Genomic DNA, 18,677 nt, shown 5'->3' on the forward strand with positions numbered 1-18,677 from the left:
GCTCCCATCAGCGCAGGTTGATGGCGGTCTGCAGGACCTCATCCTGGGTCTTGATGGTCTGGGAGTTGGCCTGGTAGGCACGCTGGGTGACGATCATCTCCACCAGCTCCCGGGCCATATCCACGTTGGAGGTCTCCACCGCCCCGGACTGGATGGCGCCCAGCACCCCGCTGCCCGGGGTACCCACCAGCTCCTGCCCGGAGGCCTCGGTGGCCACCCAGCCATTATCCCCTTCCGCCTTGAGCCCCTCCGGATTGCGGAAGCTGGCCAGCACGATCTGCCCCGCGGCCTTCGACTGCTCGTTGGAGTAGTTGCGCATCACGGTGCCACCCTCCTGGATGGTGATGCCCACCAGGGTGCCGGAGGTGTAGCCGTCCTGGCCCACGTCGTTGACCGTGGAGGTATTGGCGAACTGGGTGGTACCGGTCTGGTTAAAGGCGATATCCAGGGCATCGAACTCGGCGCCCAGGTTGAAGTTCATATTCACCTGACCACCGGCGGCAAGCGCCCCATTGGTATCGAACTCCAGGGTCGTCACGTTAGGGGCATTCACCACGGGCGCCCCGGCGGGCCCACCACTAACGCGCGCATCGACGCGCCACTCGTTGCCGGCGGTCTTGGTATAGAAGAGGGTCAGGTTGCGGGCATTGCCCTGGGAATCGAAGACGCTGGCCGAGGTGGAATAGCTGTAGGTCGCCGAGTCATCCGGATCGAAGGCCGCCGCGATCACCGGCTCACCGGAATCCAGATTCAGCTTGAGATCCAGATTCTGGGTGGCCTGGGCCGGCATATCGTCGGAGGGCACATTCAGCGCCACCGGCTCGCCGCCGGCGGCCACCGCCGAGAAGGGATCGTTGGCATCTTCCAGGCCATAGCCCATCAGCTTGGCCCCCTGGGCATTGACCAGGTCGCCGTCGGAATTCAGGGAGAGCTGGCCGTTGCGCGAGTAGACCGGCTCGCCACTGCCCTGCTGGAAGCGATAGAAGCCCTGGCCGGCGATGGCCAGGTCCAGGTTGCGGTTGGTGCTCTCGATATTGCCCTCTTTGAAGTTCTGCAGCACCGCGCTGACCCGGGTCCCCAGCCCCACGGAGCCGGCATAGACGTCGGCGAACTGGGTACCGGAGCCCTTGAAGCCCACGGTCTGGGAGTTGGCGATATTGTTGCCCACCACGTCCAGCTTGGAGGCGGCGGAGTTCAATCCACTCAATGCCTGGGAAAAGCCCATCTCAACTTCCTCTGCGTCGATGAATAATGCGGGATGTCGCGCCCTGGCCGGGCGTCGTTATGATGTTATGGCGCTACAGGATCTGCTTGACGTCGTCGAGGCCCACCTGGCCATAGACACCGCCCAGGTCGAGCCGCACGCCGTTCTCGCCCGGCGTCACCCCACCCACCACGGCGTAGTTCAGGGCGTCGACGCTCACGCTATCCTCACCCTGGGTGGCCTCGATACGCACCCGATAGGCCCCCGGCGTGGCGGTCTCGCCGTCGCTGGTCTTGCCATCCCAGTTGAAGGACTCGACGCCGGCGTCCACCGCGCCCAGGTCGTAGCGATTGATCACCTGGCCGCTGTCATTGACGATGGTCACCTTGACGTTATCCGCGGGCGCCGCCAGTTCCACGCCGAAGGGGGTGGTATGGGCGTTGCCTTCGTCATCGGTCTGCAGCAGCACCCGATCCCCCGGCACCATCACGCCCTGGCCGATCAGAGCGCTGGCCTGCAGCTGCTGCCCCGCCTCGATCTGGGAGGTGATGCCATCGAGGGTCTCGTTGAGTTGCTCGATGCCGCTGACGGTATTGATCTGCGCCAGCTGCGAGGTCATCTCCGCGTTCTCCATGGGATTGAGCGGGTCTTGATTCTGCAGCTGGGTGATCAGCAGGGTCATGAAGCTCTCGCGGAGCTCCTGGGACTGGCGCGGCCCCAGGTCGGCGTTGCCGCCGCCATTGACGCTGTTGAGGACGTTATTGCCGATCGGCGAGGTCATGGCTTAGCCCTCGCCCAGGGTCAGGGTCTTGAGCATCAGCTGCTTGCTGGTGTTCATGACCTCGACGTTGGCCTGATAGGAGCGCGAGGCGGAGATCATGTTGACCATCTCGTGGGCCGGCTCCACGTTGGGCAGGGTCACATAGCCCTGCTCATCGGCCAGGGGATGCTCGGGGCGATACTCCAGGCGCATGGGGCCCGGGTCCTCCACGACCTGGGTGACCCGCACCCCGCCGACGCCATGGCGGCCCTGGGCCTGGGTCTCGAACATCACCTGCTTGGCGCGGTAGGCCTCGCCATCGGGCCCGGCCACGCTATCGGCATTGGCCAGGTTGCTGGCGGTGACATTCATGCGCTGGGCCTGGGCACTCATGGCCGACCCGGAAATATCGAACACGGAAAACATCGACACGGGCTGCTCCTTTAGCCTGGGGGCGATCACTCGGGTTGCATGGCGTTCTTGAGACCCTGGATACGGCTATTGATCAGGGTCAGGGAGGCCTGGTAACGCACGGCATTATCGGCGAACTGGGTGCGCTCGCGATCCATGTCCACGGTATTGCCATCCAGACTGGGCTGGTCCGGCACCCGGTAGAGCAGGTCATCGAGGCCGGCCACCGGCCCCTGCCCCGGCAGGTGCCGTGCCGAGGTGGTGGCCAACCCCAGGCCGCCGCCACTGGTCCGCCCCTGACTCATGACACGAGACAGCTCGCTGGCGAAATCGAAATCGCGGGCCTTGTAGTTGGGGGTATCGGCATTGGCGATATTGCTGGCCAACACCTCATGGCGCTGGTTGCGCAGGCTCAGCGCCTCCTGGTGGAAACGCAGCGACTCGGAAAGCTGATCGATCATGGGCACGTCCCCGTGGCCGATAGAAAAAGACGAGGCTGAAGGATAGCCAGCCCCCTGTCAGGGCAAAGGGATAAACAGCCGCGGAATTCACGGTCAATTCATCTGCTACGATGCCGCCAGGCGGCATAGAATCGTAGTCCTCACTTCTCCCGGGCGATTTCTCATGTCTCTGCTGCCACGCCTGCTGATATTGCCCCTGGCGCTGCTACTGGCCCTGCCGACGGCGACATGGGGCGACGATGCCCCCCTGCTGGAGACGGTGCATGCTTTCCTTTATGAGCAGAGCCAGGCCCTCGGCGACGAGGTGATGATCGAGGTGCATCCCCCGGCGGGCCAGTTCCCCGCCTGCGAGTCGGCGGAGCCCTTCCTGCCCGGTCAGCGGGAGCTCGCCCCGGGGCGAGTGTCGGTGGGCATACGCTGCGGCGAGGGCCACCAGGTGCGCTACCTGCAGGCCCAATTGACGGTCTTCGGCGACTATCCGGTGGCGGCGCGCCAGCTGAGCCCGGGAGAGCGTCTTGGCGCGGACGATCTGCGCCTGGAGCGCGGCGACCTGGGTCGCCTGCCGCGCCAGGCGCTGCGCGAGATCGACGCGGCCCTGGGCCTGCAGTTGACCCGCCCCCTGGGCGAGGGTCGGCCGCTGCTGGCGTCGATGCTGCGCGCCGAACCCCTGGTGGAGCGCCGCCAGCGAGTGGTGGTGGAGGCGCGTGGCCAGGGTTTCCGGGTCACCCGCGAGGGCGAGGCCCTGGATGAGGGGGGGCGCGGCGAGCGGGTGCGGGTGCGCCTGAGCGGCCGCGAGATCATCGAGGCCGAGGTGATCGCCCCCGGACGCCTGGCCGTGCCCCTCTAGGATATCGCGGCGATTTTCTTGGCCACGGGGTTAAAGTCAGCGGCGCGAGCGCCGATAATAGGGGTAAGCACCCCCGGCGAGAGGCATTAGGCGTGAAGATCGACAGTTCTCATCCCCCCCAGCGACCCACCCAGGTGGAGACCCAGCGCCAGGAGAAGGCGGCGTCCCAGGGCGCGGCGGGACAATCCCAGGGCAGCCCGGCGGCGGTGGCCCACCTCAGCCAGAAGGCCCAGGACGCCAGCCAGGACATCGACAGCCTGCGGGTCAACGAGATTCGCCAGGCGATCAGCGAGGGCCGCCTGGAGATTCGCGCCGAGCGCATCGCCGACGGCCTGATCGATAGCCTCAAGGAGCTCTGACATGGGCCTGGCCAACCACCTGCAGCGACAGCAGCAGCGCCTCGACGCCCTGTGCGAGGCCCTGCGCGAGGAGACCGCCGCCCTGGCCAAGGCGCAGGTGGATGGCGACGAGCTGGCCGGCTTGGCCGAAACCAAGCAGCGCCTGTTCCGGGAGCTCGACGCCCTGGAGAGTCAGCGCCGCCAGGCCCAGGCCAGGCTGGGCTACGCGGAGGGACGGGCAGGCGCCCGCCAGGCCGCCGAAGAGGCCGATTGCCTGGACGCCTGGCTCACCCTGATGGCCCTGGCCGAGCGAGTCCGCGAGTTCAATGCCACCAATGGCTCGCTGATTCGCGAGCGCATGCGCCAGAACCAGCAGATGCTCGACTTCCTGCGCGAGGCCGCCGGCAAGCCCCTCTACGGCCCCAATGGCCAGGCACGTCAACGCGATAGCCGGGTCAGCTCCCGGGCCTGAGCCCTCGCCTCTCGCCACCAACGACATCGCCCAGGCGAAGGCCTGGGCGATGTCGTCGTCTTAACGCTTGCTTGTCACCTCAAGCCACCTCCAGGGTCACCTCATAGCCGGTAAACTTGCGCAAATTGATCACCCCGCTGTCGAGGATCAGGTACTGCCCCTTGAGCCCCATCAGGGTGCCCTCCACCACCGGCTTCTTGTCGAAGTTATGGGAGACGATCTTGCGCGGGAATTCCAGCACCGGGTAATCGAGGGTGACCGGCGCGGCATCGAGCACGCGAATCGCCTCGCCGCCGAAGCGCTCGCGCAGCGCCGCCAGTCCGCCATCCAACCGCGCCAGCAGCCGATCCCGCTCGGCGACCAGGTCCAGGGGCGCCACCTCGCCCTTGAGCATGGCCCGCCAGTTGGTGCGGTCGGCCACCTCTTCCTTGAAGAGGATCTCCACGAAACCGGACTGCTGGCGGGTCTCCACCTCGAGGATCGGCAGCGCCTGGATGGCGCCCTGGTCCAGCCAGCGGGTCGGCACCTGGGTACCCCGGGTGATGCCCACCTTGAGTCCCGAGGAGTTGGCCAGGTAGACCACATGGGGCTGGAAGCAGTGGCGCTCGGCCCACTGCGGCTCGCGACAGGTGCCGGCGAAGAAGTGACAGGTCTCCGGCTTGACGATGCAGGTATCGCACTGGGCGAGCCGCTTGAAGCAGGGGTAGCAGTAGCCCTGGGCGAAGCTCTTCCTGGTGGCCCGGCCGCAGTGGGTGCAGGCGATCGCGCCGCTCCAGGTCAGCCGCAGCGGCTGGCCGAGGTGGGCGTTGAGGTCGAGGCGCTGGTCGCCGGCACACAGCGCATAGCGGGCCGGCTCTCCCCCCTGCCCCGGCTCGATGGCCATCTTGCTCAGGCAGCCACTGGCCAGCGCCGTCAATTCACCCACTTGATCTCGTCCTCGTCGCCCTGCTGGGAGGAGCAACCGGCACGCTCCAGGTAACCGACCCGCGCCGCTTCCGGGACGTCATGCTCCACCTCGTACTTGAGCACCGCCTCCAGGCAGAGCGCCAGCTGCGACTCGCTGAGGCGGCGCCCATCGGGCCACTTGCGCAGCTCCACCGCCTGCTTGAGGCTGGCGTAGATCGCCGGGGTCATCTGGCGAATCATCTTCTCGAAGGTCATCTCGCTCATGGTCACTCCTCAGGATTGGCGGGCGCGGCCCGAATAATACCAGCCCAGGGCCAGGCCCACGACCAGCCCTCCCAGGTGGGCCTCGTTGGCCACGTTGCCGAAGCCCACCGCCGCGGCCATATCGGTCATGGTGAAGACCATCCAGCCGAGCATGAAGACCACCAGCATCTGGGGCACGAAGAAGCCGCTGCGGGGCGCGCGCCGTGACATCAGCCACACATAGCCGAGCAGGGCGAAGTCGACCCCGGACATGCCGCCGAACAGCACCGTGCCGGTGACGTACTGGGCCAGGTTGGCTCCCACCCCGCTCAGGGCCACGATCATCAGCATGCGGCCGCGGCCGTGCAGCGCCTCGATCTGGCGCCCGAAGTACCATAACCAGAGCATATTGAAGATCAGGTGCATCCAGCCGAAATGCAGCAGCGCCGGGGTGAACAGCCGCCAGGGCTGGCCGAGGAGCACATCGCTCATGTCGCCCACCACCAGGCTGCCCCGGGCCACCGCCAGGGGCACGATGGCCAGCCAGGCGATCACCAGGTCGCCGAACAGCGCCATCAGGCCGAAGACCGCCAGGCAGGCGGCCAGCAGGCTGGCGGTGACCGGCGCCAGGCGGAAGGGCATCAGCCAGGCCGGGGTCGCGGCGCGCCGGGAAGCGCCCCGAGGCATCAGCGGCTCGCCGCGCTGCCAGCGCTCGATCAGCCGCAACAACTGCTGATGCTGCTCCGGGTCGGCCAGCCACAGGGTGTAGCCCTCGTCATCCTCGGTGAAGCGGTGGCCGATGTGGTGGGCCCAGAGGGCCTGGCGCAGCGGGCGGGTGTCCACATCGCGGGGCAGGGTCAACACCTTGTACATGGGGCAGCGGTCCTCGAAGGGTTCCCGGCTAGTTTACCATCGGCATCGCCGCCGTCGGTAAGCGGGCCGCTGCGACCACCAAGCCATCCCGGCCGGCGTCTTCCTATGCTGGGGCCCGGGGCTACTCTGGGGGCAGGCACTACGCAAAGACGCTGTGAATCCGTCCATGGACGCTCGACTTTTTCGTCCCTGAAAAAGACGCTTTGCTCCGGCCTGCCCCCAGCGCCCTCAGCGATTCCAACGATGATGCCATGACCAGCCCTTCCGGCCTTAAGAAGCTAAATAGAATCCGGCCGGAACCGGGAGTTAGCGGACCGCCGCGGCCTGCTTTGCTAAGGCACATTACTGCCACGCACAAGAAAAAGTCCGGCCGGAACTGGGATCAGCGGGCCGCAGCGGCCCACTGTTCCATTTCCAAGGCACTCCATTTCCAAGGCACAAGAAAAAGTCCGGCGGAGGGGCCGCCGGACAAGAGCAAGGGATCATTCAAGGGAACACCTACTGAGATGACCAGGCGGCGACTTGGTTCAGCGGTTCTCCCGGGATTTTTGTAACCCTTCGTATCAATCGCAATCGATCTCCCAGGGGCGTGGCCGGGCCTCTTCGTCCCGGGGCACGTCCACCCAGACGAAGTGGTCGGCATTCAGGCGTGCCTCGCCGCTCCAGCGGTAGGCCACCAGGCGACCGAACTTCACCGCGCTGTAGTCGAGACAGGCGATATTGTGGGTCGGCAGGGCCGGAATGCCCTCGCACCAGTAGTGGCCGATAAACAGCGGCGGCTCCTCGGGGCCATAGTAGCTGAGGCTATCCCGCTCGTTGCGGCTAAGGGGGCGCCACTCCAGGTCGCCGGGCAGGTTATCGGGCTGGAAGACCACGTCACCATAGGTACGCGGGTGGCGGGCCCAGAAGTGAGTACGAAAACTCTGGCGGGCAAAGCCGTCCCCGGAATGAATGATGATGTTCTCCGGCAGGCGCAGGTGGCTGCCCCGGGTCAGGCGGTCGAGGATGCGAAAGGCCTCGCTGCCGGGATGCACCGATTCCCGGAGGAAGGCCTCATCCATGCGCGCCTCGGGCAACCGGGCCCGCAGCGCCGCCACCAGGGCGTGATCCCAGCAGGCATGCACCACCCGCAGGCCCTCGAGCTCCAGCACCAGCGGGATCTGCATAAACCAGGTCAGGGTATCGTCCCACTCCGCCGGATGCTCGTGGTACTGCTCCAGGGTCTCCTTGATGATGCGGTTATGGCGGGGGCTATGGGGCCGGAGCCAGCCCTGTCCCTCAGCATCGGGGTGGCAATAGGCCAGGGCGTTGTACTCGTGATTGCCCATCACGATCAGCGCCTCGCCCTCCTCCACCATGCGCCGGGCGATGCGTACCGCCAGGCGGATACGCGGCCCCCGGTCGATCAGATCGCCGAGGAAGATCACCCGGCGCCGGGGATGACGATAGACGCCGCCGCGCCGATGGTAGCCCAGCTTCTCGAGCAGGGCCCTCAGGGTGGCGCCACAGCCATGCACGTCCCCGATCAGGTCATAACCTTCGCATCCACTCATCTCAGCTCCCCAGGCGACTGCTCCAGCCGAGCTTGCTGCGGCACACCTCGTAGTAATTATGGCCCGGCGGGTGCACCAGCTTCAGGCGCTGGGGCTTGCGGCGCACATAGAGGACGTCGTCGGGCTTGGAGACCACCCGGGTCTGGCCGTCGCAGCTGACATGGGGATAGGCCTCGTTGGTCTCGCCGATATGGATGCGGATCTCCGAGGCGGCGTCGATGACGATGGGGCGGCTGGAGAGGGTGTGCGGGAACATCGGCACCAGGGTGATGGCATCGATGCGCGGGTGAACGATGGGCCCGCCCCCGGAGAGGGCATAGGCGGTGGAGCCGGTGGGGGTGGCGATGATCAGCCCATCGCTGCGCTGGCTGTAGACGAACTGGTCGTCGATAAACAGCTCGAACTCGATCATGCGCACCGCCTTGCCGGGGTGCACCACCACGTCGTTGAGGGCATCGGCGCCACCCACCAGGGTGTCGTTGCGATAGACCTCGGCATCGAGCAGGAAGCGCTCCTCGATCGCGTAGTCACCGGCCAGCACCTGGCCGACCTTCTCCTCCAGGTCGTCCGGGGAGATATCGGTGAGGAAGCCCAGGCGCCCGCGATTGACCCCCAGCACCGGGGTGCCGCTGCGGCAGAAGGCGCGGGCCGCGCCGAGCAGGCTGCCGTCGCCCCCCACCACGATCACCAGGTCGCAGATCTCGCCCAGCAGGCTGCGGCTGGCCTCCTGCTGGCCGTGATCGAGCAGCACGGTGGCGGTGCGATCCTCGAGGATCACATGGTAACCGCCCTCGTGGAGGAAGCGGATCAGGCGCTTGAGGGTCTCCACGACCTGGGCGCTGCCCAGGCGGCCGATCAGGCCGATGGTCTTGAAGGCTGTCATAGGCTCGGCGTCTCCCTTCGAGGCCGCTCATTATGCGGTCCCGACAGACCCCGAGCAAACTTGGCCTGGTGATTCAGGCCCGCGCCGCCAGGCTCCGGCGACGCACCCACCACTCGTTGACCAGCAAGGAGGCGACGATAATGGCGCCCCCCAGGGCCAGCCGCGACAGGTCCGCCTCGCGGTTCCAGATCAGCAGGTTGACCAGCAGCCCCGCGGGGATCAGGGCGTTGTTCATGATCGCCAGGGCGCCGGCATCCACCCGCGTCGCCCCCTGGTTCCACAGGAAGTAGCCGAGCCCCGAGGCCACCAGCCCCAGCCAGGCCAGCACGCCCCAGTGCAGGGGGGTGGTGGGCAGCCGCTCGGCATTGCCGAAGAGCAGGAAGGCGAGCACCACCAGGGCCAGGGCGCCCAGATAGAACCAGCCGAAGGCGCCATGCCGGGGCAGGTCATCGGGCAGGCGCGGCGCCAGCTGGCGGTAGGCCACCTGGCCGAAGGCGAAGCACAGGTTGGCCCCCTGCACCACCAGGAAACCCAGCCAGAAGCCGCCGTCCACGCCGTCATAGCGGATCACCGCCGCCCCCAGGACGGCGATGGCCGCGGTGACCAGGTAGAATGGCGAGAAGCGCCGGGCCAGGGCATCGTCGAGCAGGGTCACGTAGAGCGGCGTGAAGATGGTGAAGAGCAGTACCTCCGGCACCGACAGCAGCAGGAAGGACTGGTAGAAGAAGATATACATCAGCCCCAGTTGGATGGCGCCGATCCCCATCAGCGCCAGCTTCTGCCTCCCCGGCAGCCGGCGCGGCCTCAGGAAGGGCAGGAACAGCAGGGTCGCCAGGACGATACGCACCAGCACCGCGAAGTAGCTGTCCACCTGACCGGACAGGTAGACGCCGATCAGCGAGAAGGAGAAGGCCCAGAGGCCGGTGACTCCGATCAGATAGCCCATGGTAAACCTCGAAGGAAAGCAAAGTTGACCGCGATTATACGCCTCGCCGAGCGCCTGACCAGTATCCGCCGCCTCGCTTTCGTCTCACGCCCGGGCCCCGCTTCCCGCAGCGGCTGGGCGGGCCGCGCCAGGGGTGAAGTACGCGTCGAGGCGCAGGACAAGACGATCCGCTTTTTCGAGAGCGGCACCTTTCTGCTCGAGGGGCGGTCGACGCCGGTGCCCTTCAGTAACTGCTACCGCTGGGAGCTGGGTGAGACGCGCATCGCCCTCTTCCATGAGCGCCGCGGCGCCGACCAGGCGGTCTGGCTCTTCGACCTGATCGCCCAGGGCCCGGCGTCCCTGGTCAGCGCCGAGGCGCACCTGTGCGGCGAGGATCGCTACCGGGCCCGCCTGGGCCTGGTGGACGAGGGCTTCGACCTGAGCTGGACCATCCAGGGGCCGCGCAAGGACGAGTCCCTGAGTTATCGCTACCGCCGCTGAACACGACGAGGCCCCGGGACATGCCCGGGGCCTCGTGGCGCAAGCAACCGAGGCTCAGTAGCGGCTGCCGGCGGCCATCCACTCCTCCATCATCTGGTCATAGGGCACCGTCTGTCCCGCCGGCCGCTCGTCTTCCAGGCGCGGCTTGGGGGCGCCGGGCTCGTTGAGCCAGAATTCGGGATCCCGCTCGTCGTTGAGCAGCGGCGCATAGGTCTCGAAGACGTTGGCCCGGGCCAGGCGCCCCATCAGGTTATCCAGGTCGGCGGCCAGGTTGTCCAGGGCCTGCTGGGGCGTCACCTCACCGCTGACCGCCGGGGCCAGGTTCTGCCACCACAGGGGCGCCATGCGCGGATAGTCGGGCACGTTGGTGCCGGTGGGGGTCCAGTTGGACTCGTTGGCGCTGCGGTAGAACTCCACCAGGCCACCCAGCCGCGGCGCCATCTCGGTCAGGGTGTCGGAGAAGATATCGGAGCGGCGAATCGGCGTCAGGCCATCGAGCAGCTTCTCCAGGGAGACCGTCTTGGACACGGTGAACTGGGCGAAGAGCCAGGCGGCGGTGCGCCGATCCTCCGGGGTGGAGTCGAAGAAGGTCCAGGACCCCACGTCCTGATACCCCACCTTCATGCCCTCTTCCCAGTAGGGCCCCACCGGTGACGGCGCCATGCGCCAGAGGGGATTGCCCTCATCGTCGGTCACCGGCAGGCTCGGGTCGGTCATGTCCGCGGTAAAGGCGGTGTACCAGAACATCTGCTGGGCGATATTGCCCTGGGCCGGCACCGGACCGGCCTCGCCGAAGGTCATGCCCTGGGCCTCGGGGGGTGCATAGTCGCGCAACCAGTCGACCATCTTGGTCACCGCAAAGACGGACGCCGGCGAATTGGTGGCGCCGCCACGGCTGACGCTGGCCCCGACCGGCCGGCTCTGCTCATCGACGCGGATGCCCCAATCGTCCACCGGGTTGCCGAAGGGCACCCCGGGGCTGCCCATGCCCGCCATGGAGAGCCAGGAGTCGTGGAAGCGCCAGCCCAGGGAGGGGTCGCGCCGCCCATAGTCCATATGACCATAGACCCGCACGCCATCGATCTCCTCCACGTGTTCGGAGAAGAACTCGGCGATATCCTCGTAGGCGGTCCAGTTGGTGGGCACGCCCAGCTCATAACCGTAGCGCTCGCGGAACTGGGCCTGGAGGTCCTCGCGCTGGAACCAGTCGTAGCGGAACCAGTAGAGGTTGGCGAACTGCTGGGTCGGCAGCTGATAGAGGCTGCCATCGGGGCCCGTGGTGTACTGGATGCCGATAAAGTCATCCAGGTCCAGGCTGGGCAGGGTGAAGTCGGCCCACTCGTTGGCCATGGCCTCGGAAAGGTTGATGGTGGTGCCATAGCGAATATGGGTACCGATGGCATCGGAGTCGTTCACATAGGCATCGTAGATATTGCGCCCCGACTGCATCTGGGTCTGCATGTTATCCACCACATCACCCTCGCCGATGATGTTGTGGGTCACCTCGATGCCGGTGATCTCGCTGAAGGCCTGGGCGAGAACATCCCGCTCGTACTCGTGGGTCGTCAGCCCCTCCGCCACGGTATTGATGCTCATGCCGCGAAACGGCTCGGCGACCCGGGCGAACCACTCGAGCTCGGCGATCTGCTGCTCGCGGGTCAGGGTGGAGTCCTGGAAGACCTCGTCCACCCAGCGCTCGATCACCGCGCGGCGCTGTTCATCGATGGCGTGCGCCCCGCCCGAGGCGATCAGCAGCCCAGAGGCGACGATCGCCAGGCCCAGTCTCTTGTTCTTCATATCGACCTCATTTCGCTTATGGAAACCATCCTGGTTTGGGGTGGTCGCGGCCTCCCTGCCGCGCTGATTACTACGCTTGGGTGTTCCTCTCCTCGGCTAGCCCCAGCGCATCAGGATCAATAGCCAGGCCACGGAGACGGCCAGGGCGAGCCAGATGCTCAGGGAGGTGAAGCCGATCACCGCCAGATGGATATAGGCGGCGGACAGCAGGCCAATAAAGAGGCGGTCGCCGCGGGTGGTGGCAATCGGCAGGAAGCCCTTGCGCTCCACCGAGGGCGAGATCACTTCCCAGGCCGTCATGCCGGCCAGCATGGCGGCGATGGTGGAAAAGAACACCGCCGTGGGTAGGGTCCAGACCATCCAGGACATGACATGACTCCTCAGGTACGGCCCAGGGCGAAGCCCTTGGCGATATGGTTGCGCACGAAGTAGACCACCACGATGCCGGGGATGATGGTCAGCACCCCGGCCGCGGCCAGGGTGCCCCAGTCGATGCCCGAGGCGGTGGAGGTGCGGGTCATGATGGAAGCGATCGGCTGGGCATTGGTGGCGGTCAGGGTCCGCGCCAGCAGCAGCTCCACCCAGGAGAACATGAACAGGAAGAACAGGGTGACGCCGATCCCGGAGCGGATCATCGGAATAAAGATCTTCACGAAGAAGGCGGGGAAGCTGTAGCCGTCGATATAGGCGGTCTCGTCCACTTCCTTGGGCACACTGCTCATAAAGCCCTCGAGGATCCACACCGCCAGGGGAATATTGAACAGGCAGTGGGCCAGGGCCACGGCGACATGGGTATCGAAGAGCCCCACCGAATAGTAGAGCTGGAAATAGGGCAGCAGGAAGACCGCCGGCGGCGCCATCAGGTTGGTCAGCAGCCAGAAGAAGAGGTGCTTGTCGCCGATGAAACGATAGCGGCTGAAGGCATAGGCGGCGGGCAGCGCCACCGAGATGCTGATCAGCATGTTCATCAGCACATAGCCGATGGAGTTCACGTAGCCCATGTACCAGGTGGGGTCGGTGAAGATATTGGCATAGTTCTCGAAGGTCAGATCCTGCGGCCAGAACGACAGGGTGCCGAGAATCTCGGTATTGGTCTGGAACGACATGTTCAGCAGCCAATAGATCGGCAGCAGGATAAACAGCAGATAGAGCCCCAGCAGCAGCCGGGAGCGTCCCCTGGAGGGGCCCCGGGTGCGGCGTTCGACGCGGGTGGGTACCACCGCTTCGGCCGCCTCGGGATCGGTACGACGCTCCGCCTGGCGGTCGGGACTGGTCAGCGTATCGGTGCTCGGATTCATGGTGGCCCCCGGTCAGTGCTTGTCTTTTTGCAGGTTCATGATGGCGGTGTAGAACACCCAGCAGACCAGCAAGATGATCAGGAAGTAGATCAGCGAGAAGGCGGCCGACGGCCCGACATCGAACTGGGCGATGGCCATGATCGCCAGGGACTGGCTGAGGAAGGTGGTAGAACTCCCCGGCCCGCCACCGGTCAGCACGAAGGGCTCGGCATAGATCATGAAGGAGTGCATGAAGCGCAGCAGCACGCCGATCACCAGCACATTGGTCAGCTTGGGCAGCTGGATATAGCGGAACACCGCCCAGCGCGAGGCGCGGTCGATACGCGCCGCCTGGTAGTAGGCCTCGGGAATCGAGCGCAGCCCGCTGTAGCAGAGCAGCGCGATCAGCGGCGTCCAGTGCCAGACATCCATCAGGATAATGGTGGCCCAGGCATCCACCGGGTTACGGGTGATGTTGTAGCCGTAGCCCAGCTCGCGCAGCCCCCAGCCCATCAGGCCGATATCGCCGCGGGTGAAGATCTGCCAGATGCTGCCCACCACGTTCCAGGGAATCAGCAACGGCAGGGTCACCAGGATCAGCACCAGGGAGGCCCGCCAGCCCTGCTTGGGCATCAGCAGGGCGATACCGATGCCCAGGGGGATCTGGATCGCCAGGATGGTGAAGGAGAAGGCGAATTGACGCAGCAGGGCACCCTGCAGCGCCGGATCATTGAGCATCGCCACGAACCACTCGGTCCCGGTAAAGAAGCGGGTATTGGGGTCGAAGACGTCCTGTACCGAGTAGTTGACCACGGTCATCAGGGGGATGATGGCGGAGAAGGCCACCAGCAGCAGCATGGGCAAGACCAGGAACCAGGCCTTGTTGTTCTGTACCTTGTTCATTGGGCCACCTCCACCCGGTATTCATCGATATAGAGATGCGTGGCTTCCACGGGCAGTCGCACCTGGGCCCGCGGGCCCTGCGGCGAGACGCCCTCGTCGAGGCGTGCCTTGAAGGCGGCGCCGCCGAGCCGGAAGGAGAGGATGGCGTAGGTCCCCAGGTCCTGAAGGTCCTCCACCTCGACCGCCAGGGTGTCCTCGCCGGGTGCGTCACTCACCTCGATAAATTCGGGACGAATGCCCAGCTTGATGTTGCTCGAACCGCTGCGGCGAGCCGCCTCCAGCAGGGCCGGCGCCACCGGGATGGGCAGGGTCCCGAAGACGAGCCCCCGGGGCGTCAGGGTGACCTCCAGGAAGTTCATGCCGGGGCTGCCGATGAAATAGCCCACGAAGGTATGCGCCGGGGTCTCGAAGAGCTCCCGGGGCGTGCCGAACTGCACCACCTGCCCCTCGTACATCACCGCGATCTTGTCGGCGAAGGTGGACGCCTCCAGCTGGTCATGGGTGACGTAGATCATGGTGATATTGAAGCGCTGATGGATCTCCTTGAGCTTGCGGCGCAGCTTCCACTTGAGCTGGGGATCGATCACCGTCAGCGGCTCGTCGAAGAGGATGGCGGAGACGTCATCGCGCACCAGGCCGCGCCCCATGGAGACCTTCTGCTTCTCGTCGGCGGTCAGGTTCTTGGCCTTGCGCGACAGCAGCGGGGTCAGGTCGAGGATATCGGCCACCTCCTCCACCTTGCCCTTGATCTGCGCCTCCGGCGTCTTGATATTGCGCAGCGGGAAGGCCAGGTTGTCGAACACCGTCATGGTGTCGTAGATCACCGGAAACTGGAAAACCTGGGCGATATTACGCTCCTCCGGAGGCAGGGCATTGACGATGCGATCATCGAAGATCACCTCGCCGTCCGAGGGCTCCAGCAGGCCCGAGATGATATTGAGCAGGGTCGACTTGCCGCAGCCGGAGGGCCCCAGCAGGGCATAGGCACCGCCCTGCTGCCACACATGGCTCATCTGGCGAATGGCGTAGTCCTCGGGCCCAGCGGGATCGGGACTGTAGGTATGCGCCAGGGCGTTGAGGGTAATCTGCGCCATCTCACTTTCCTCCCAGGTGCGACGGGATATGCACCACGGCGCCATCCCGGTCGAAGGCATAGACCCGGTGGGTCGGCAGGTAGACCTTGAGGGACTGATCGACCCGGAACTCGTGCACCCCCGCCAGGTGGAGGACCAGGGAGAACAGCTCGTTGCCCACGTGCAGGAAGGTCTCGGAGCCGCTGATCTCGGCCAGCTCGACCCGCACCTCGAGCTCCAGGTCATCGTCGGCCTGGGGCGTCAGGCCGATATGCGAGGGGCGCACCCCGAAGTGGTACTGCCCGGGAGACAGGGAGCCCAGGTCCTCGTTGAGGGGAAAGTGCATGCTGCGATCGAAGGTGACCTCGCGGCCGGAGACCAGCCCCGGCACCACATTGATGGGTGGTTCGGAGAACATCTCGGCGGTGAGCAGGTCCCGCGGCCGGTGGTAGACATCCTCGGTGCGCCCATATTGCAGCAGGCGGCCCTCGTGGAGCACCGCCGTCCTGCCCCCCAGGGCCAGGGCCTCGTTGGGCTCGGTGGTGGCATAGACGGCGATGCAGTTGCGCGCCTTGAACAGCTCCCGAAGCTCCTGGCGAAACTCCTCGCGAAGCTTGTAATCCAGGTTGACCAGGGGCTCGTCGAAGAGGATCAGGTCCGCCTCCTTGACCAGGGCCCGCCCCATGGCGGTGCGCTGCTGCTGGCCCCCGGAGAGCTCCTGGGGGTAGCGGCTCAGCAGGTGGTCGATGTGCAGCATTTCCGCCACCTCATGGACCCGGCGGGTGATCTCGGCCTTGGCCACCCGCGCCAGGCGCAGCGGCGAGGCGATATTGTCGAAGACCGTCAGGGTGGGGTAGTTGATGAACTGCTGATAGACCATGGAGACGTTGCGCCGGCGTACCGACACCCCGGTGACGTCCTCGCCGTTCATCAGGATGCGTCCGCGGGTGGGGCGGTCGAGGCCGGCCATCAGGCGCATCAGGGTCGTCTTGCCGGCTAGGGTTCGCCCCAGCAGGACATTGAAGGAGCCAGGGGCCAGCTCCAGGTCAATGCCCTCGATATGGGTGTTGCCATTGACCACATGATCAATGCTGTCGAGTTTCAGAGACATGATGTGCTCGCTCGAGAGTTGTTGTCGTTGTCGTCGATCTGCGTCGCGAAATCAGGGTCGGATAGATGGCCTCTTCGGCTTGGAGGGGCCCGGCCCCCGACCAGGGCCGACTCGTGTCGGGCGAGGGAGTGACGCCTGCCTACCCCCTCGAACCGTACAAACGAAAAAGAAATGTTCGTTTACGATAATCAGGCTAGTCCAGCAGCGGGTCATCGGCAATAGGATGCGCGATTAAATACACTAGACCTTAGTCGAAGGAATCGATCGGCCATTATCCAGCCTTCTAGAATCGACGGCATCAACCGTCGAGATATCGAAAATACACTTAAATTTCAAAATGTTAATTTATCGACGTCGTCGAGACAGAGCCGCGTAGGCGGCCCTACGCGGCGATAAGCGCCGCATTATTCCGAATGTTCGATTTCTAACATAAACTTTCGAATAGCGCCGAGCGAGGCGCCGCCCTGGCACGGCAAGACCCTTATCAACGGAGCAGAAGGGACAAAAAAGCCCCGAACGGGTCGGGGCAAAAGGCTACGAGAGAGACCGTCGAGGCCACTCAGTCGGCGGTCGCCTCTTCGGCATCCTCGCGCTCCCAGTCCATGGTGCGCTTCACTGCCTTCTTCCAGCCGCGATACTTACGATCACGCAGTTCGGGGGCCATCTGCGGGGAGAAGCTGTGGTCCAGCTCCCCCTTGGCGGCCACCTCCTGCTGGGTCCAGATCCCCACGGCGATGCCCGCCAGGTAGGCGGCACCCAGGGCGGTGGTCTCGGTGATCCGCGGGCGCTCCACGTCCACCCCCAGCATATCGGCCTGGAACTGCATCATGATGTTGTTGGCCACGGCCCCCCCGTCCACCCGCAGCGACTTGAGAGTGATCCCGGAGTCGGCCTGCATGGCATCGATCACGTCCTTGGTCTGGTAGGCCAGGGCATCCAGGGTGGCGCGGGTAATATGCTCCTTGCGGGTGCCCCGGGTCAGGCCGAACATGGCGCCCCGGGCGTACATGTCCCAGTAGGGGGCCCCCAGCCCGGCGAAGGCCGGCACCACATAGACACCGCCGGCATCGTCCACCTTGCCGGCGTAGTACTCGGAGTCCTCGGCGGAGTCGATCAGCTTGAGCTCGTCGCGCAGCCACTGCACCGCGGCCCCGGCGATAAAGATCGAACCCTCCAGGGCGTACTCGACCCGGCCGTCGATGCCCCAGGCGATGGTGGTCAGCAGCCCGGACTTCGACGGCACCGGGGTCTCGCCGGTATTCATCAGCAGGAAGCAGCCGGTGCCATAGGTGTTCTTGACCATGCCCGGCTCGAAGCAGGCCTGGCCGAACAGGGCCGCCTGCTGGTCACCGGCGATACCGGCGATGGGAATCCGCGCACCACCGAACATCTCGGCACCGGTGGTGCCATAGACCTCGCTGGAGGAGCGCACCTCGGGCAGCATGCTGGAGGGAATGCCCAGCACATCCAGCATGCGTCCATCCCACTCCAGCTCGCGAATGTTATAGAGCAGGGTGCGGGAGGCATTGCTGTAGTCGGTCACGTGACGCTCGCCGCGGGTCAGGTTCCACACCAGCCAGCTGTCCATGGTGCCGAACAGCAGGTCGCCCCGCTCCGCCCGCTCCCGGGCCCCCGCCACGTTGTCGAGGATCCAGCGCACCTTGGTGCCGGAGAAGTAGGCGTCGACCACCAGGCCGGTGGTGTCACGGATATAGGCCTCCAGCCCCTGGGCCTTGAGCTCGTCGCAGAATTCCGCGGTGCGGCGATCCTGCCAGACGATGGCGTTGTAGATCGGCCGGCCGGTGTGGCGATCCCAGACCACGGTGGTCTCGCGCTGGTTGGTGATGCCGATGGCGGCCACCTCGGAGGGCTTGATGCCGTTGGTCTCGAGCACCTCCCGGGCGACCCCCATCTGGCTGCCCCAGATCTCCATGGCGTCGTGCTCGACCCAGCCCGGCGTGGGGTAGTGTTGAGTGAACTCCTTCTGGGCGATGCCGACGATGCGGGCATCACGGTCGAAGAGAATCGCGCGACAGCTAGTGGTGCCCTGATCGAAGGCGAGAATATAGGGTTTGTGCATGGCGTTCAGACTCCTGACTCCAACGGTTATTGTCATTGTGAGACATACGGGCGGACCTG

The 18,677-nt window shown here is 65.5% G+C and carries 21 protein-coding genes; 4 read left to right on the forward strand and 17 right to left on the reverse strand.

The window, feature by feature from the left end; translation table 11 throughout:
- Nucleotides 1–7 precede the first annotated feature (7 nt).
- From flgE to flgB, 4 genes are all read right to left on the reverse strand, one after another.
- Entirely contained in the window at nucleotides 8–1,225 is a 1,218-nt protein-coding gene (flgE, locus tag ACZ5EF_RS14120; protein WP_346061276.1) for a flagellar hook protein FlgE, read from the reverse strand.
- A 73-nt stretch (nucleotides 1,226–1,298) separates the two neighbouring features.
- Nucleotides 1,299–1,985: a flagellar hook assembly protein FlgD gene (gene flgD, locus ACZ5EF_RS14125; RefSeq protein ID WP_346061275.1), complete on the reverse strand. Its 687-nt coding sequence runs from the start codon at nucleotides 1,983–1,985 to the stop codon at nucleotides 1,299–1,301.
- A gap of 3 nt (nucleotides 1,986–1,988) precedes the next feature.
- Nucleotides 1,989–2,396: a flagellar basal body rod protein FlgC gene (gene flgC, locus ACZ5EF_RS14130; protein WP_346061274.1), complete on the reverse strand. Its 408-nt coding sequence runs from the start codon at nucleotides 2,394–2,396 to the stop codon at nucleotides 1,989–1,991.
- A 26-nt stretch (nucleotides 2,397–2,422) separates the two neighbouring features.
- Complete coding sequence (flgB, locus tag ACZ5EF_RS14135) at nucleotides 2,423–2,836, reverse strand: flagellar basal body rod protein FlgB (RefSeq protein WP_346061273.1); 414 nt, start codon at nucleotides 2,834–2,836, stop codon at nucleotides 2,423–2,425.
- 163 nt (nucleotides 2,837–2,999) lie between these two features.
- Here flgB and flgA point away from each other — a divergent pair, with 163 nt between their 5' ends.
- The 3 genes from flgA (at nucleotide 3,000) to ACZ5EF_RS14150 (ending at nucleotide 4,493) form a co-directional block, all read left to right on the forward strand.
- Nucleotides 3,000–3,683 carry a flagellar basal body P-ring formation chaperone FlgA gene (gene flgA, locus ACZ5EF_RS14140; protein ID WP_346061272.1) on the forward strand — a complete coding sequence of 228 codons (684 nt, stop codon included), beginning with the start codon at nucleotides 3,000–3,002 and terminating at the stop codon, nucleotides 3,681–3,683.
- Nucleotides 3,684–3,775: 92 nt separating this feature from the next.
- A complete protein-coding gene (gene flgM / locus ACZ5EF_RS14145) occupies nucleotides 3,776–4,042 on the forward strand; it encodes a flagellar biosynthesis anti-sigma factor FlgM (RefSeq protein ID WP_346061271.1) in 267 nt (88 codons plus the stop codon).
- A 1-nt stretch (nucleotide 4,043) separates the two neighbouring features.
- On the forward strand, nucleotides 4,044–4,493 hold the full coding sequence (locus ACZ5EF_RS14150; RefSeq protein ID WP_346061270.1) for a flagella synthesis protein FlgN: 450 nt from the start codon (nucleotides 4,044–4,046) through the stop codon (nucleotides 4,491–4,493).
- A 79-nt stretch (nucleotides 4,494–4,572) separates the two neighbouring features.
- Here ACZ5EF_RS14150 and ACZ5EF_RS14155 read toward each other — a convergent pair whose 3' ends face one another.
- The 6 genes from ACZ5EF_RS14155 to ACZ5EF_RS14180 form a co-directional block, all read right to left on the reverse strand.
- Nucleotides 4,573–5,376, reverse strand: a complete 804-nt coding sequence (locus tag ACZ5EF_RS14155; RefSeq protein WP_346061287.1) for a DUF2797 domain-containing protein — start codon at nucleotides 5,374–5,376, stop codon at nucleotides 4,573–4,575.
- 29 nt (nucleotides 5,377–5,405) lie between these two features.
- Nucleotides 5,406–5,663, reverse strand: a complete 258-nt coding sequence (locus ACZ5EF_RS14160; RefSeq protein ID WP_346061269.1) for a YeaC family protein — start codon at nucleotides 5,661–5,663, stop codon at nucleotides 5,406–5,408.
- A gap of 9 nt (nucleotides 5,664–5,672) precedes the next feature.
- Complete coding sequence (locus ACZ5EF_RS14165; protein ID WP_346061268.1) at nucleotides 5,673–6,515, reverse strand: rhomboid family intramembrane serine protease; 843 nt, start codon at nucleotides 6,513–6,515, stop codon at nucleotides 5,673–5,675.
- A gap of 563 nt (nucleotides 6,516–7,078) precedes the next feature.
- Complete coding sequence (locus ACZ5EF_RS14170) at nucleotides 7,079–8,068, reverse strand: metallophosphoesterase (RefSeq protein ID WP_346061267.1); 990 nt, start codon at nucleotides 8,066–8,068, stop codon at nucleotides 7,079–7,081.
- A gap of 1 nt (nucleotide 8,069) precedes the next feature.
- Nucleotides 8,070–8,951 (reverse strand): NAD(+) kinase, encoded by an 882-nt coding sequence (locus ACZ5EF_RS14175; protein WP_346061266.1) that lies wholly within the window; start codon nucleotides 8,949–8,951, stop codon nucleotides 8,070–8,072.
- Between the two features lie 73 nt (nucleotides 8,952–9,024).
- Nucleotides 9,025–9,897 (reverse strand): carboxylate/amino acid/amine transporter, encoded by an 873-nt coding sequence (locus ACZ5EF_RS14180; RefSeq protein ID WP_346061265.1) that lies wholly within the window; start codon nucleotides 9,895–9,897, stop codon nucleotides 9,025–9,027.
- A 24-nt stretch (nucleotides 9,898–9,921) separates the two neighbouring features.
- Here ACZ5EF_RS14180 and ACZ5EF_RS14185 point away from each other — a divergent pair, with 24 nt between their 5' ends.
- The gene (locus ACZ5EF_RS14185) at nucleotides 9,922–10,377 is read left to right on the forward strand and encodes a DUF6314 family protein (RefSeq protein ID WP_346061264.1); all 456 of its coding nucleotides are present in this window, start codon (nucleotides 9,922–9,924) and stop codon (nucleotides 10,375–10,377) included.
- A gap of 54 nt (nucleotides 10,378–10,431) precedes the next feature.
- Here the strand turns inward: ACZ5EF_RS14185 and ACZ5EF_RS14190 are convergent, their stop codons facing one another.
- The 7 genes from ACZ5EF_RS14190 to glpK form a co-directional block, all read right to left on the reverse strand.
- Nucleotides 10,432–12,174 carry an ABC transporter substrate-binding protein gene (locus tag ACZ5EF_RS14190; protein WP_346061263.1) on the reverse strand — a complete coding sequence of 581 codons (1,743 nt, stop codon included), beginning with the start codon at nucleotides 12,172–12,174 and terminating at the stop codon, nucleotides 10,432–10,434.
- Between the two features lie 96 nt (nucleotides 12,175–12,270).
- On the reverse strand, nucleotides 12,271–12,543 hold the full coding sequence (locus ACZ5EF_RS14195) for a DUF2160 domain-containing protein (protein ID WP_195860165.1): 273 nt from the start codon (nucleotides 12,541–12,543) through the stop codon (nucleotides 12,271–12,273).
- Nucleotides 12,544–12,554: 11 nt separating this feature from the next.
- Nucleotides 12,555–13,472 carry a carbohydrate ABC transporter permease gene (locus ACZ5EF_RS14200; protein ID WP_346061262.1) on the reverse strand — a complete coding sequence of 306 codons (918 nt, stop codon included), beginning with the start codon at nucleotides 13,470–13,472 and terminating at the stop codon, nucleotides 12,555–12,557.
- 12 nt (nucleotides 13,473–13,484) lie between these two features.
- Nucleotides 13,485–14,354: a carbohydrate ABC transporter permease gene (locus ACZ5EF_RS14205; RefSeq protein WP_251308847.1), complete on the reverse strand. Its 870-nt coding sequence runs from the start codon at nucleotides 14,352–14,354 to the stop codon at nucleotides 13,485–13,487.
- Entirely contained in the window at nucleotides 14,351–15,448 is a 1,098-nt protein-coding gene (locus ACZ5EF_RS14210; protein ID WP_346061261.1) for an ABC transporter ATP-binding protein, read from the reverse strand. Before ACZ5EF_RS14210 ends, ACZ5EF_RS14205 begins: the two co-directional genes overlap by 4 nt.
- 1 nt (nucleotide 15,449) lies before the next feature.
- On the reverse strand, nucleotides 15,450–16,538 hold the full coding sequence (locus tag ACZ5EF_RS14215) for an ABC transporter ATP-binding protein (RefSeq protein ID WP_346061260.1): 1,089 nt from the start codon (nucleotides 16,536–16,538) through the stop codon (nucleotides 15,450–15,452).
- Nucleotides 16,539–17,097: 559 nt separating this feature from the next.
- Complete coding sequence (glpK, locus tag ACZ5EF_RS14220) at nucleotides 17,098–18,618, reverse strand: glycerol kinase GlpK (protein ID WP_346061259.1); 1,521 nt, start codon at nucleotides 18,616–18,618, stop codon at nucleotides 17,098–17,100.
- Nucleotides 18,619–18,677: the final 59 nt, after the last annotated feature.

It is taken from the genome of Bisbaumannia salifodinae, assembly GCF_055388505.1.